At 66.0% G+C, this 13,575-nt stretch carries 13 protein-coding genes, 1 tRNA gene and 1 riboswitch; of the genes, 11 read left to right on the top strand and 3 right to left on the bottom strand.

Annotated features, from left to right (window positions below; all coding sequences use genetic code 11):
- Position 1 precedes the first annotated feature (1 nt).
- From AABQ55_RS01405 to AABQ55_RS01380, 6 genes are all read left to right on the top strand, one after another.
- Positions 2–1,828: an ABC-F family ATP-binding cassette domain-containing protein gene (locus AABQ55_RS01405; protein ID WP_272807004.1), complete on the top strand. Its 1,827-nt coding sequence runs from the start codon at positions 2–4 to the stop codon at positions 1,826–1,828.
- 129 nt (positions 1,829–1,957) lie between these two features.
- Complete coding sequence (locus AABQ55_RS01400) at positions 1,958–2,203, top strand: hypothetical protein (RefSeq protein WP_244769253.1); 246 nt, start codon at positions 1,958–1,960, stop codon at positions 2,201–2,203.
- 100 nt (positions 2,204–2,303) lie between these two features.
- Positions 2,304–2,381, top strand: a riboswitch (SAM riboswitch).
- A 60-nt stretch (positions 2,382–2,441) separates the two neighbouring features.
- Entirely contained in the window at positions 2,442–3,365 is a 924-nt protein-coding gene (metA, locus tag AABQ55_RS01395) for a homoserine O-acetyltransferase MetA (protein ID WP_272807003.1), read from the top strand.
- Positions 3,366–3,368: 3 nt separating this feature from the next.
- A complete protein-coding gene (locus AABQ55_RS01390; protein ID WP_244769255.1) occupies positions 3,369–3,821 on the top strand; it encodes a GNAT family N-acetyltransferase in 453 nt (150 codons plus the stop codon).
- 94 nt (positions 3,822–3,915) lie between these two features.
- Entirely contained in the window at positions 3,916–4,932 is a 1,017-nt protein-coding gene (locus tag AABQ55_RS01385) for an aldose epimerase family protein (protein WP_272807002.1), read from the top strand.
- 243 nt (positions 4,933–5,175) lie between these two features.
- On the top strand, positions 5,176–7,083 hold the full coding sequence (locus AABQ55_RS01380; RefSeq protein WP_272807001.1) for a methyl-accepting chemotaxis protein: 1,908 nt from the start codon (positions 5,176–5,178) through the stop codon (positions 7,081–7,083).
- 66 nt (positions 7,084–7,149) lie between these two features.
- Here AABQ55_RS01380 and AABQ55_RS01375 read toward each other — a convergent pair whose 3' ends face one another.
- Positions 7,150–8,217: an alpha/beta hydrolase family protein gene (locus AABQ55_RS01375; protein ID WP_272807000.1), complete on the bottom strand. Its 1,068-nt coding sequence runs from the start codon at positions 8,215–8,217 to the stop codon at positions 7,150–7,152.
- Between the two features lie 141 nt (positions 8,218–8,358).
- Between AABQ55_RS01375 and AABQ55_RS01370 the strand changes: the two genes are divergently transcribed.
- Positions 8,359–9,369: a helix-turn-helix domain-containing protein gene (locus tag AABQ55_RS01370; protein ID WP_272806999.1), complete on the top strand. Its 1,011-nt coding sequence runs from the start codon at positions 8,359–8,361 to the stop codon at positions 9,367–9,369.
- Positions 9,370–9,433: 64 nt separating this feature from the next.
- Here AABQ55_RS01370 and AABQ55_RS01365 read toward each other — a convergent pair.
- Positions 9,434–9,508 (bottom strand) — tRNA-Gly (locus AABQ55_RS01365).
- A 220-nt stretch (positions 9,509–9,728) separates the two neighbouring features.
- Between AABQ55_RS01365 and AABQ55_RS01360 the strand changes: the two genes are divergently transcribed.
- The 4 genes from AABQ55_RS01360 (at position 9,729) to AABQ55_RS01345 (ending at position 12,266) form a co-directional block, all read left to right on the top strand.
- A complete protein-coding gene (locus AABQ55_RS01360; protein ID WP_272806968.1) occupies positions 9,729–10,238 on the top strand; it encodes a prolyl-tRNA synthetase associated domain-containing protein in 510 nt (169 codons plus the stop codon).
- A gap of 57 nt (positions 10,239–10,295) precedes the next feature.
- Positions 10,296–11,258: a thioredoxin gene (gene trxA / locus AABQ55_RS01355; protein ID WP_272806967.1), complete on the top strand. Its 963-nt coding sequence runs from the start codon at positions 10,296–10,298 to the stop codon at positions 11,256–11,258.
- A 128-nt stretch (positions 11,259–11,386) separates the two neighbouring features.
- Positions 11,387–12,067 carry an LON peptidase substrate-binding domain-containing protein gene (locus tag AABQ55_RS01350; protein WP_272806966.1) on the top strand — a complete coding sequence of 227 codons (681 nt, stop codon included), beginning with the start codon at positions 11,387–11,389 and terminating at the stop codon, positions 12,065–12,067.
- 10 nt (positions 12,068–12,077) lie between these two features.
- The gene (locus tag AABQ55_RS01345) at positions 12,078–12,266 is read left to right on the top strand and encodes a Trm112 family protein (protein WP_272806965.1); all 189 of its coding nucleotides are present in this window, start codon (positions 12,078–12,080) and stop codon (positions 12,264–12,266) included.
- Positions 12,267–12,340: 74 nt separating this feature from the next.
- Here AABQ55_RS01345 and AABQ55_RS01340 read toward each other — a convergent pair whose 3' ends face one another.
- The gene (locus AABQ55_RS01340) at positions 12,341–13,561 is read right to left on the bottom strand and encodes a ubiquinone biosynthesis hydroxylase (protein WP_272807530.1); all 1,221 of its coding nucleotides are present in this window, start codon (positions 13,559–13,561) and stop codon (positions 12,341–12,343) included.
- Positions 13,562–13,575: the final 14 nt, after the last annotated feature.

The raw sequence follows: 13,575 nt of genomic DNA, 5'->3' as shown, positions 1-13,575 counted from the left end.
CTTGGCACCGCCCATTCTCAAACTCGATGACATCTTCCTCAGCTTCGGCGGAACGCCCCTGCTTGCCGGCGCCAGCCTGCAGGTGGAGCCGGGCGACCGCATCTCGCTCGTCGGCCGCAACGGCTCGGGCAAGTCGACGCTGATGAAGATCGCCGCCGGCCTTGCCGAGGCGCAGTCCGGCGAGGTCTTCCGTCATCCTTCCGCGACGATCCGCTACCTGCACCAGGCGCCGGATTTCGACGGCTACGACACGGTCGCGGCCTATGCGGAGGCGGGCCTCGGGCCGAGCGACGATCCCTATCGCGTCACCTATCTGCTCGAACATCTCGGGCTCACCGGCAGCGAGGATCCGAAATCGCTGTCGGGCGGCGAGGCGCGCCGGGCGGCGCTGGCCCGGGTGATGGCGCCGGAGCCGGACATCCTTCTCCTCGACGAGCCGACCAACCATCTCGACCTTCCGACCATCGAATGGCTGGAAGGCGAGTTGCAGTCCACCCGCTCGGCTCTCGTCGTCATCTCGCACGACCGCCGCTTCCTCGAAAAGGTGTCGAACGCCACCGTCTGGCTCGATCGCGGCCAGTCGCGGCGGCTCAACCGCGGCTTCGGCCATTTCGAGGCTTGGCGCGACGAGGTGCTGGAGGCCGAGGAGCTGGAGCAGCACAAGCTCGGCAAGGCGATCGAGCGCGAGGAGCACTGGCTGCGTTACGGCGTCACCGCCCGCCGCAAGCGCAACATGCGCCGCCTCGGCGCACTGCATGATCTGCGCGCCCGCTATCGCGGCCACAAGGGGCCGCAGGGCAGCGTGCAGGCCAGCGCCTCGGATGCGCAGGAATCGGGAAAACTGGTCATCGAGGCGGAGAAGATCACCAAGGCCTACGGCGAGCGCAGCATCGTTGCGCCGTTCTCGATCCGCGTCCACCGCGGCGATTGCATCGGCCTTGTCGGCCCGAACGGCGCCGGAAAGACGACGCTGCTCAAGATGCTGACCGGGCAGCTGGCGCCCGACAGCGGCACCGTCAAGCTCGGCACGAACCTGGAGATCGCCACGCTCGACCAGCGCCGCGAGGACCTCAACCTCGACGACACGCTCGCCCATTACCTCACCGACGGGCGCGGCGAGACGTTGCTCGTCAACGGCGAGCAGCGGCACGTCACCGGCTACATGAAGGAGTTCCTGTTCCAGCCCGAGCAGGCCCGCACGCCGATCCGCAACCTCTCGGGTGGCGAGCGCGCCCGCCTGATGCTGGCGCGCATCCTGTCGCGGCCGACGAACCTCCTCATCCTCGACGAGCCGACCAACGACCTCGACATCGAGACGCTTGACCTCCTGCAGGAGATCGTCGCGGGCTTTGCCGGAACCGTGCTGCTCGTCAGCCACGACCGCGACTTCCTCGACCGCACCGTCACCTCGACCATCGCGCCCGCCGACCCGGAAAACCCCGATGGTCGCTGGATCGAATATGCCGGCGGCTATTCCGACATGATGGCGCAGCGCCGCGGCGCGATCGAGGAGAAGCGCAAGGCGGAAAAGGCCGAGAAGGCGAAGGCGGCCGAAACGTCCGCTGCGGTCCCGGCGGAGAACAAAGGCAAGGCGAAGCTCTCCTACAAGCAGAAGTTCGCGCTGGAGAACCTGCCGAAGGAAATGGAGAAGGTGGAGAAGGAGATCGCCGTCCGCGAGGCGAAGATGGCCGATCCCGCCCTCTTCACCAAGGATCCCGCCACCTTCAACAGGCTGGCGGCGGAGATGGAAAAGCTGCGCCATTCCCTGACGGCGATGGAAGAGGAATGGTTGGAACTGGAGATGCTGCGCGAGGAACTGGAAGGCTGAAAAGCCCGAGGGCGCGGGGTTTCAGCGGGTGTTCCATCCGAAACAGCGCCGCGCCCGGCAATATGGGACAGTCTGATCACTGGATGAGAGGAGCTCATCCTGTAACCCGGAAGAGATCAGGAGAGTCCCATGCGCAAGTTCGTCATTTCCGCCGTCGTCGCCGTCGTCGCCGCTGTTTCCTTCGCCGCCCCGTCCCAGGCCGGCTATTACGGTTATGGCCACAAGAGCTACGGCTGGAAGAGCTACGGCCACGGCCATCACGGCTACAAGAAGCATTACCGTGTCAAGCGCCACCATGGTCACTACGGCCATCGTTGGGGCGGCCATTGGGGCGGCAAGGTGTACTACAAGAAGCGCTACTACAGCTACTACTGAGCAGCCGTCTTCCTTCAGGAAGCAAGGCCCGGATGCCTGTCGCATCCGGGCCTTGCCCGTTTCCGGCAGTGGATTGATTCGTGGCGCAAGGAGCGCTATTTAAATCGCTCGTGGTGATTTGGCCGGCCGGCTTGCAGCCACGTTAAACAAGTCGCTAAAGGGCCGCGCGAGGAAAAACCTTCCGTGGACCGGTTGCGACACTGTTGCGGCCGGTTTTGTTTTTTCGATCGAGTGAGACATGCCCATCAAGATTCCCGATACGCTTCCCGCCTTCGAAACCCTCGTTCACGAGGGCGTGCGGGTGATGACCGAGACGGTGGCGATCCGGCAGGACATCCGCCCCTTGCAGATCGGGTTGCTCAACCTCATGCCGAACAAGATCAAGACGGAAGTGCAGATGGCCCGCCTCGTCGGCGCCTCGCCGCTGCAGGTCGAGCTGTCGCTGGTGCGCGTCGGCGGCCACCGCGCGAAGAACACGTCGGAAGAGCACCTGCTCGCCTTCTACGATACGTGGGAGGAGGTGCGGCACCGCAAGTTCGACGGTTTCATCATCACCGGCGCGCCTGTCGAGACGCTCGACTACGAGGACGTCACCTATTGGGACGAGATGAAGCAGATCCTCGACTGGACCGAGACCAACGTGCATTCGACGCTGAATGTCTGCTGGGGCGCGATGGCGGCGATCTACCATTTCCACGGCGTGCCGAAGCACACGCTGGAGGAAAAGGCCTTCGGCGTCTACCGCCATCACAACCGCAAGCCTTCGTCGGTCTACCTCAACGGGTTCTCCGACAATTTCGAGGTGCCGGTCTCGCGCTGGACGGAGATCCGCATCGAGGACATCCGGGCCGTGCCGGAACTCGACATCCTGCTCGATTCCGACGAGACCGGCGTCTGCCTCGTGCAGGAGAAGGCCGGCAACCGCCTCTATATCTTCAACCACGTGGAATATGATTCCACCTCGCTTGCCGACGAATATTTCCGCGATGTCTCGGCCGGCGTGCCGATCAAGCTGCCGAAGAACTATTTCCCGCACAACGATCCGTCGCTGCCGCCGCAGAACCGCTGGCGCGGCCATGCGCATCTGCTCTTCGGCAACTGGATCAACGAGATCTACCAGACCACGCCCTACGATCTGGAAAAGATCGGAACAGGAGCCTGACCCGTGAGCCGTGTCGTCATTCGCCCGCTGCATGAAGATGATGAAGGCGAATGGCGCCGCCTGTGGACCGCCTATCTCGCCTTCTACGAGACGGTGCTGCCGGAGGAGGTCTATGCCACCACCTTCGCCCGGCTGACGGGCGAGGCCGCGGAAGGCGAATATCGCGGCCTCCTCGCCACGCTCGACGGCAAGCCCGTCGGCCTTGCGCACTACCTCTTCCACCGTTCCTGCTGGACGATCGGCAATGTCTGCTACCTGCAGGATCTCTTTGCCGATCCCGACGTGCGCGGTTCCGGCATCGGCCGGGCGCTGATCGAGGGCGTCTATGCCAAGGCGAGGGAGGCGGGCGCGCCGGAGGTCTACTGGATGACGCAGGCGTTCAACGCGACGGCGCGCCGGCTCTACGACCGCATCGCCGACGAGACCCCCTTCATCATCTACCAGAAATCCTTCTGAGTTCGGATTTCGAAAAAGTATGACTTTTCCTGTTGCGAGTGACGAGGAATTGCAGCAGGTTGCCCGGAAAGATCGGCCGACGGAGGAGTGGAGCGTGGGTGCGGAAAATGAAGTGTTCGGCCGTCTGGGGACCGGCGAAGCGGTCGAGCGCGTCACGATCGCCGGCGGCGGGCTGACTGCCCGGGTGCTCACCTGGGGTGCCGTCATCCAGGACCTGCGGCTCGAGGGGCATGATGCGCCGCTCGTGCTCGGCTTCGAGGATCTTCCGTCCTATCTCGACCACTCCCCCTATTTCGGGGCGACGCCGGGCCGTTGCGCCAACCGCATCGACGGCGGCCGCTTCTCGATCGACGGCGCGGATTTCCAGCTCGAATGCAACGAGCGCGGTGTCACGCACCTGCACGGAGGCAGCGACGGCGTCGGCCGGCAGAACTGGCAGATCGCCGCGCAGGGCGCCGACTTCGTCACCCTGGCGCTGACCGACCCTGCCGGCCGCGCGGGGTATCCCGGCAATTGCGCCCTGACCTGCACCTATCGGCTGCCGGGCGACGGCGTCCTGTCCGTCCTCTACGAAGCCGCCACGGATGCGCCGACCCCCGTCAACCTTTGCCAGCACAGCTATTTCAACCTCGATGGCAGCGCCGATGCCCTCGGCCATGAGATTCGCCTCAAGGCGGAGCACTACCTGCCCGTCGACGGGAACCTGATCCCGACCGGCGAAATCCGGCCCGTCGACGGAACCCCCTTCGATCTTCGGCAATGGACGCCGCTGCGCCGGCAGACGGAGGAGGGCGGGATCGCCTTCGATCACAATTTCTGCCTCTCGCCGGGCCGGCAGGCGAAACGCCCGGTCGTCGAGGTCCGTAGCCCGCTTTCGGGGGTCTCGCTGGAGGTGTCGACCACGGAGCCGGGCGTACAGTTCTATACCGGCGCGAAGGTCAGGCCGCCGGTCCTGGGGCTCGACGGCCGCAGCTATGGCGCCTTTGCCGGCTTTTGCCTGGAAACGCAGGTCTGGCCTGATGCCGTCAACCACGGCGATTTCCCCGCTGCGGTGCTGCGTCCCGGCGAGACGCTGCGACAGGAAACGGACTACGCCTTCCGCAAGGGCTGACCTTCGCGAACGGCATTGCCGCAACGCAACAGAATCGAAACCTTTGTAGTGGACAAACTGTTCCATGAGCCTGGAATGATACCGGGACGTGCGGGAGCGAACGCGCCAGGACAGCGCCGGTCGCCCAGGAGCGTATCCGCCTTTCTTTGAATCGCGAAAACGCTCCAACCTTTTGTTTGTCGCAACTCCGCATGCAAAACCGCTTCGCGCCTTTGCCGGAATTGCTTTAGTGGGACCCTGTCCATGAAAATTTCGGATCTCTCCATTTCCCGGAAAGTCGGCCTTCTCGTGTTCCTGATGGGCATTGCCGCCGGCACCATCGCCGTCGTCGGCGGGGGCGGGCTCAGTTCACTCGGCTCGGCGCTTCAGGATACCGGCGCGCGCGAGGAGGTGGCCCGCGAGGCCATGGACCTGCGCATCGATGTCATCGCCATCAGCCGCATGACCTACCAGCTGGCGATCGCGCCGGAAAAGGCGGCGGACTTTGCCGTCGAGACGGAAAAGCGCGCCAAGGAAATGCTCGATCGCCTGCCGAAGATCGCCTCGACGGCCGATGCCAACGAGCAGAAGCTGCTCGATGGTGTCCGCGCGTCGCTGACGCCCTATTTCGAGGATATCCGCGCCATGGTGGCGATTGCTGGCTCATCGCAGGGCCAGGGCCGCGCCGTGATCCTCGCGGCGCTCGACAAGGCTCTGGAGGGCCAGAAGGCCGTTACCGCCGCGCTCAAGGAATATACGACCTACTCTGCCGAAACGCTGTCGCAGTCGCGCGCCGTCGCCATCTCGCGCTCGACGACGACGCAGGCCGTGCTGCTGGCGACCGCCTTCACCTGCATCGTCGCGGGCATGCTGCTCAGCATGCTGCTGGCGCGCAACGGCATCGTACGCCCGATCCAGCGCCTGACCGGCGTGATGTCCAACCTTGCCGCCGGCAAGCTCGATGACGCGATCCCCTATACCGAGCGCAAGGACGAGATCGGCGCCATGGCGCGTACGCTAGACGTCTTCCGCGCCAACGAGATGCAGATGCGCGAGATGGAGGCGCAGGAAGCGGCCCTTCAGGCGCAGAGCAAGGACCTGCAGACGAACATCAGCTCGATCGTGGCGGCCGCTGCCGCCGGTGACTTCTCCCGCCGCATCACCAAGGCCTACGAGGACGAGGACCTGCGCCGCTTCGCCACGAGCGTCAACGAGCTTGTCGAGAATGTCGACCGGGGCGTCAGCGAGGTGCGCCGCGTGATCGCCTCGCTCTCCCATGCCGACCTGACGCAGGAAATGGCCGGCCACTTCCAGGGCGACTTCGCCGAGCTCCAGGCGAACGTCAACGGCGCCATGCTGACGCTGCGCAGCACCATGACCGGCATTCTTTCCACCGCCGGCACCATCACCGGCAATTCGCGCGAGCTTTCCGCCGCCGCCGACCAGCTCGCCCACCGCACGGAGCAGCAGGCTGCCTCGCTGGAGGAAACCGCCGCCGCGCTCGAGGAAATCACCACCACGGTGAAGACCTCGACGACCCGCGCGCTCGAAGCCTCCGAGATCGTGCGCGAGGCGAAGGACAGTGCCGAGAAGTCCGGCGACATCGTCCAGAACGCCATCGACGCCATGGGCCGCATCGAGCAGTCCTCGCAGAAGATCAACCAGATCATCTCGGTCATCGACGAGATCGCCTTCCAGACGAACCTCCTGGCGCTGAATGCCGGTGTCGAGGCCGCCCGTGCGGGCGAAGCCGGCCGCGGCTTTGCGGTCGTCGCCCAGGAGGTGCGCGAGCTCGCCCAGCGCTCGGCCAATGCCGCCAAGGAGATCAAGACGCTGATCAACGCTTCGGCGGGCGAGGTGAAGGGCGGGGTCGCGCTGGTGCTGTCGACCGGCGACGTGCTCTCGGAGATCAAGGACCTCGTCAACCGCGTCAACGACCACGTCGTCTCGATCACCCGCGCGGCGCAGGAACAGTCCGCAGCGCTCGGCGAGATCAACACGGCCGTCAACCAGATGGATCAGATGACCCAGCAGAACGCCGCCATGGTGGAGGAGACGACGGCTGCCAGCCAGGTGCTCGCCAGCGAGGCCGCCCAGCTCCAGGCCGCGCTGTCGCAGTTCCATATCGGCGAGGAGCGCGGCAGCGCCGCCTACCAGCGCCGGGCCGCGTAGGGCACATTTATACCGCATGGCGAAGGGCCAGCGGCCGGAGCCGGCCGCTGGCCCTTCTTCCTTTGATCAGAACGAGCCCTTCAGGCTGCTCTGGAGGGCATCGATGATCCGCTGTTTCAGCTCGGCATGGATGTCCGCCCGGGTGCGGTTGCCGGGGTCGTCGCAGATCGGGTCCACCTCACCCAAGGATTTCAGCAGGTCGGCGCCACCCTCCTTGCATTCCGGCAGGAAGCTGAAATGCACGGCCTCCGCCACCGCCGCATAGGAGGCCTGCGGCACCAGCGCCGCCAGCCTGTCCGCGATCACCGCTTCGGGGATCGCGTCCGCATTGCCGAGATTGATGAAGGCGAGCGGGATGTCGATCGCCTTCAGGCTGTCCGCGGCATAGGCCTGGGCCAGCCCCGGGTCCACCGCGACCACTGCGCGCACCCGCGCATCCCGGTTCGACTGCTCGAAGCGGGCCTTGTCGAGCCTGCGCAGGTCGACCTTCTCCACCGCCACGGGCTTGTCGTCGACATATCCCCGGCCGCCGGAGAACCAGGCGCAGTCCCACTTGCCGTAGTCGTCGCAATAGCGGGCATAGGCTTCGAGATCCGCCCGTGCGCCGGCGATCTCCATCGCCGCCGCGCCGCCGAGCGAGAAGCCGACGACGCCCACGCGTGCCGGATCGATCGTCGCCCGCCAGGCGGCGTCCTGCGAAAAGGCGTCGATCAGGGCGGAGAGGTCGGCGGTGCGCTCCCAGAGTCTTGGCGTTGCGGCCGGCGTCGAATCGCCGCTCGTCGTGCCGGGATGGTTCGGCCCGGCGACGACGAAGCCGGCCTCGGCCAGCGCCGTCGCAAGCCAGCTCATGCCCTCCACCCGGCTGCCCGAGCCATGCGAGAGCAGCACGAGCGGAAAACGCCCTTCGGCGACGGGCGCGTCGCCATGCGCCGGTGCGCCCTTGAACAGCCGGTTGTCGCCGATGAAGAGCGGCGCGCCGCCGGCCTTGGCCGGATACCAGACCGTGACGTCGATATCGCGCCCGCGCTCCGGTGCGAAGACGGTGATCGTGCGGACGCCGACCTCGGCGGCATGGGCGGGTGTGGCAGCCACACTGGCAAGGAGGAAGGCGGAAAACAGGGAAAGGATGGACATCGGAACCTCGTTCGGTAGGACTTGACCGGCAGATCCTCGCCGCGACCTGCCCTTCGTCGCGTCCTCGATCGTGTTTGAGGTCGCCCTTGATCGCGATCGGGATCATGATGCCGGCCAACGCCAACCGATCCGTGCTGCCCCGTGCTCTTCGTTCCCCTGCCTTTCGTCGTCGCCCTCCTGCTGCTCCTGCGTTTCGTCGCGCTCCTGCGCCAGCAGGAAGGCGGCAACCGGCCGTTCCTCGCCTTGATCGGGCTCTGCATCCTGCAATCGATCGCCGTCGGCCTGCGCTGGGGCTATGACGTGACGGCAGTGCGTTATGTCCTGCCCGTGCTGGCGGGCGGCCTGCCGCCGCTGGTGCTGGCGAGCTTCCAGAGCCTCATGCATCGCGACCGGGCGGATCTTCCCTGGTTGAACGCCGCGCCGCCGGTGGCGATCCTCGCCCTTCTGGTGCTGGCGCCCGATCTCATCGACGGTGCGCTCGTCGTCATCTTCGTCGGCTACGCCGTCATCCTCCTGCGGCTCGCCAATGCCGGCCCCGATGGGCTGGACGAGGCCCGGCTCGACGGCGCCGCGGGGGCACACAAGGCGCTGCTCATCGCCGCCGGCTCGCTCTGCCTCTCGGCGTCCCTCGACATCGCCATCGCGCTGGATTTCGAGTGGAGCCGGGGCGAGAACGTGCCGATGATCGTCAGCAACGCCAACCTGCTCAGCCTCTTCCTGGCCGGCCTCACCGCGGCGGTCGCCGCGCGCGCCCGCGCCGTGCCTGCTCCGCCGGAGGAGGGCGACCGGGATGATTCGATGGCGGAACGGGATCGCGACGTGCTGGAGCGGGTCGACCGGCTCCTTGCCGACCAGAAGCTCTTCCGCGACGAAAACCTGACGCTCGCGCGCCTCGCCCGGCGGGCAGGCGTGCCGGCCCGGCAGATTTCCGGCGCGATCAACCGCCTGACCGGCAGGAACGTCTCGCAATACATCAATGATTTCCGCATCGCGGAGGCCTGCCGGCTGCTGCGCGGCACCGACATGCCCGTGACCTCGGCCATGCTCGAATCCGGCTTCCAGACCAAATCGAACTTCAACCGCGAATTCCGCCGGGTCACCGCCATGAGCCCCGCAACCTGGCGCGCCGAAAACCGCCCGCCCCCGTCTTGAGTGGGAATCCCCGCCGCAGAAACACAAAAGCCCCGGCGAACCGAGGCTTCGAGGTCTGGAAGAATGGAGCGGGTGAAGCGATTCGAACGCTCGACCCCAACCTTGGCAAGGTTGTGCTCTACCCCTGAGCTACACCCGCTCATCGTCGACGGCCTGGGGTAGTCGGTGGCCGAAGGTCGCTGCGTTGCGGCGACGGGCGGTATATGGCCCAAGGCTTTTTCAAATGCAACAGGGAAATGTCAGATTTTGGAGAAAAAAATCCGGAGACTTTCAAAGTCCCGGATTTTCAGGCGGTTGCGCTTGTGCGGTCGAAGCCCTATCAGCGGATGGACGTCAATTGAGCCGGGACAAGCAGGAAAATGACCGAAGCGCAGCCGAAGACCGACAGGGATCTCTTCCAGTTTCTCGACGATCTGGGCATTGCCCACAGCACGAAGGAGCACGCGCCGGTCTTCACCGTCGCCGAATCGGTGGCGCTGCGCGACGAGATTCCCGGCGGCCATACGAAAAACCTCTTCGTGAAGGACAAGAAGGACAATTATTTCCTGATGACCGTCGAGGAGCATGCGACGGTGGACCTGAAGACCGTGCATTCGGTCATCGGTGCCGCGAGCCGCGTCTCCTTCGGCAAGCCGGAGAAGCTGATGGAGTATCTCGGGGTCATTCCCGGCGCCGTCACGGCCTTCGGGGTGATCAACGACACGGCGGGCAAGGTGAAGATCATCGTCGATTCGGACCTGATGGCCTTCGACACGATCAACGGCCACCCGCTGCGCAACGATGCGACGACCTCGATCGGTTCGAAGGATCTCCTGCGCTTCATCGAGGCGACCGGCCACGAGCCGCTTGTCTTGAAAGTCACGGCCTGACATACGATCTGGGGCACAGACACGACATCGAGGCGCTTGGCGCCACAGGAGAGACCCATGAGTGCAGGCGACAATCCCTACGCATCGTCCTATGGCGGCCAGATGAACGTCTCGGCGAGCTTTGGCGGCGCGGCACCGGCGGATGATCTCATCAAGGACACGACGACGGCGAATTTTTCCCGCGACGTGCTGGAGGCCTCGCGCCAGCAGCCCGTGCTCGTCGATTTCTGGGCGCCCTGGTGCGGCCCCTGCAAGCAGCTCCAGCCGATCATCGAGAAGGTCGTGCGTGAAAGCGCGGGCCGCGTGAAGCTCGTCAAGCTCAACATCGACGACCATCCCTCCATTCCCGGCCAACTCGGCATCCAGTCCATCCCCGCGGTCGTCGCCTTCGTCGGCGGCCGGCCGGTCGACGGCTTCATGGGCGCGGTGCCGGAAAGCCAGATCCGCGACTTCATCGACAAGGTCGCAGGTCCCGCCGGCGCCGACGAGAAGGCCGAGACCGAGGCGCTGCTTGCCGAGGCGAAGACCCTGTTCGATGCCGGCGACCTTGCCGGGGCGGCCGACCTCTACGGCGCGCTGCTGCAGGCCGATCCTGAAAATCCGCAGGCCCTTGCCGGCATTGCCGAATGCATGATCGCCGCCGGCCAGCCGGAAAATGCCCGCCAGATCCTCGGCAACCTGCAAGGCCCCGTCGCGACCGACCCGGCCGTCGCGGCGGTGCTGAAGAAGCTCGACCAGATCGAGGAGGCGCGCAAGCTCGGCGATCCCGCGGCGCTCGAACAGGCGCTGGCGCTTGATCCGGACGATCATGCGGCGCGGCTGAAGCTCGCCAAGATCCGCAATGTCGAGGGCGACCGCCAGGCGGCGGCCGATCACCTGCTCTTCATCATGAAGCGCGACCGCGCCTTCGACGACGATGGCGCGCGCCGCGAGCTTCTGCAGTTCTTCGACGTCTGGGGCCCGAAGGACCCGGCGACGATCGCCGCGCGGCGCAAGCTGTCGTCGATCCTGTTCTCCTGAGCCTTTTTCCGGGAGAACGGCGCGGCATCCCTTGAGAAATGCCGCGCCTACCCCACATTCGAGGGGAAGCGCGTTGACGCGGGGCGGGAGACGGATCGCCGCGCCTTGCGCAATGGGAAGGCACTGTCATGCATGTGGGAAATGCGCGTTATCTGAAGCCGGAGGACCTGCCTGAGGCCATCCCCGTCTTTCCGCTGACGGGCGCCCTCCTCTTGCCCGGTGGGCAACTGCCACTCAACATCTTCGAGCTGCGCTACCTTTCCATGTTCGACGATGCGCTCGCCACGCACCGGCTGATCGGCATGGTGCAACCCGTCTTCGGCGCCGACCGGGTGGATGATGCCGCGACCGAAACGCCGGCCCTCTGCCAGGTCGGCTGCATCGGCCGCATCACCTCCTTCGCCGAGACAGGGGACGGCCGCTATATCGTCTCGCTCACGGGCGTCTGCCGCTATCGCCTGCTCGAGGAGATCGGTGGCGACAAGTCCTATCGCAGTTTCCGCATCGCTCCCTTCATCACCGACCTTTCGGCACGCGACGACGAGCAGAGCGTCGACCGCGAGGCGCTGCTCGCCGCCTTCAAGGCCTATCTCGACGCCAACAAGCTGGAGGCCGACTGGGAGAGCGTGGAGCGTGCCAGCAATGCGACGCTCGTCAACTCCATGGCGATGATGTCGCCCTATGGTCCGGCGGAAAAGCAGGCGCTGCTGGAGGCGCCGGATCTCAAGACGCGGGCGGAAACGCTGATCGCCATTACCGAGATCGTGCTGGCGCGCGGCTATGGCGACGTCGACACGATGCTGCAATAGGGCGGGCGTGATGAACTCCAGCACCAGCCGCGTCGATCCCAAGCTGCTCGAACTCCTCGTCTGTCCGCTGACCAAGGGGCGGCTGACCTATGACGCGGCCACGGGCGAACTCGTTTCGGAAAAGGCCAGGCTCGCCTATCCGATCCGCGACGGCATCCCGATCATGCTGATTTCCGAGGCGCGCGAAATCAAGGACTAGGCTGCGGCCTGCCTGCAAAGCGTAAACATTTGAGCTGAGCGAGGGTGGGACACAGCTTCGCCGTGCCTTGTCAATCAGATCGGCTGCCCGACCAGCATGCGCGGATGCCCGCTGCCGGCCGTGCCTTCCGCCTGGCGGATAAAGAAGGACTTCAAGCCCGGCAGGCGATCGACGACGCCGAGGCCGACATCGCGCAGCACGCGTAGCGGCGTCGCATCGTTGGAGAACAGGCGGTTCAGCACATCCGTGGTGATTCCCATGCGCACCGTGTCGAAGCGGCGCCAGCGCTCGTAGCGCTCGAGCACGGAGATCGCGCCGATATCGAGGCCGAGGCGGTCGGCCTCGACGATGGTTTCGGCAAGCGCCGCCACGTCCTTGAAGCCGAGATTGAGGCCCTGGCCGGAAATCGGGTGGATGCCGTGCGCGGCGTCCCCTGCGAGCGCGAAGCGCGGCGCGACGAAGGCGCGGGCGAGCGTCAGGCCGAGCGGGAAGGCACGGCGGCCGCCGACGACCTTCAGCGCGCCCAGCTTGTGGCCGAAGCGGCGCTCCAGCTCCTCCTCGAAGACGAGATCGTCGCTTTCGACGAGGCGGCGGGCATCCTCCGTGCGCTCGGTCCAGACGAGCGAGGACCGGTTGCCGGCCAGCGGCAGGGTGGCGAAGGGACCGGCGGGCAGGAAATGCTCCTCCGCCGTGCCTTCATGCGGGCGTTCGTGCTCCACCGTCGTGACGATGCCGGACTGGCCGTAGTCGAAGCGCACGGTCTTGATGCCGGCCATGTCGCGCAGTTTCGAGCGCACGCCGTCGCAGGCGACGAGGAGGCGGGTCCGGCATTCGGTTCCGTCGGAGAGGCGGACCGTCGTGGCGTGCTGGCCGGTCACAAAACCCTCCGCCGACGTCGCCCAGCGCACGGGAATGCCGAGCGCCTCGGCCTGGCGCAGCAAGCTGCTCGTCACCGCGCGGTTGGGCACCATATGGGCGAAGGGCTGGCCGTCGTCACCGGAGCCGGCGCCCTCGAAGGTGAGGAAGACGGGGCGCACGGGATCGGCCGTGCGCGAATCGGTGATGACCATGCGGCGGATCGGCTCCGCCTCGGGCGCGATCTCGTCCCAGACGCCGACGACATCGAGCAGGTTGCGGGCGGCCGCCACGATCGCGAAAGCGCGCTCGTCCCTCTGCCAGGCCTGTTCCGGCGCGCTGTCGACCACGGTGACGGCGAGGTGCGGGGCGGCCTTCTTGATGGCGACGGCCAGCGACAGGCCGACATAACCACCGCCGGCGACAAGAACGTCGAGCATGGTTGCTTCGGGCA

This window comes from Shinella sp. WSD5-1 (assembly GCF_963942435.1).
In the GTDB taxonomy this organism is placed as follows: domain Bacteria; phylum Pseudomonadota; class Alphaproteobacteria; order Rhizobiales; family Rhizobiaceae; genus Shinella; species Shinella yambaruensis.
Note: the sequence above shows the minus strand (reverse complement) of the source record. Positions and strands in the feature narration are given on the sequence as shown.

Excerpts from the sequence above, each read along its gene's own strand:
- AABQ55_RS01400 (WP_244769253.1), top strand. The coding sequence starts at position 1,958 with ATGCGCAAGTTCGTCATTTCCGCCGTCGTCGCCGTCGTCGCCGCTGTT.
- AABQ55_RS01350 (WP_272806966.1), top strand. The coding sequence starts at position 11,387 with ATGCATGTGGGAAATGCGCGTTATCTGAAGCCGGAGGACCTGCCTGAG.
- trxA (WP_272806967.1), top strand. The coding sequence starts at position 10,296 with ATGAGTGCAGGCGACAATCCCTACGCATCGTCCTATGGCGGCCAGATG.
- AABQ55_RS01340 (WP_272807530.1), bottom strand. The coding sequence starts at position 13,561 with ATGCTCGACGTTCTTGTCGCCGGCGGTGGTTATGTCGGCCTGTCGCTG.
- AABQ55_RS01360 (WP_272806968.1), top strand. The coding sequence starts at position 9,729 with ATGACCGAAGCGCAGCCGAAGACCGACAGGGATCTCTTCCAGTTTCTC.
- AABQ55_RS01380 (WP_272807001.1), top strand. The coding sequence starts at position 5,176 with ATGAAAATTTCGGATCTCTCCATTTCCCGGAAAGTCGGCCTTCTCGTG.
- AABQ55_RS01375 (WP_272807000.1), bottom strand. The coding sequence starts at position 8,217 with ATGTCCATCCTTTCCCTGTTTTCCGCCTTCCTCCTTGCCAGTGTGGCT.
- metA (WP_272807003.1), top strand. The coding sequence starts at position 2,442 with ATGCCCATCAAGATTCCCGATACGCTTCCCGCCTTCGAAACCCTCGTT.
- AABQ55_RS01345 (WP_272806965.1), top strand. The coding sequence starts at position 12,078 with ATGAACTCCAGCACCAGCCGCGTCGATCCCAAGCTGCTCGAACTCCTC.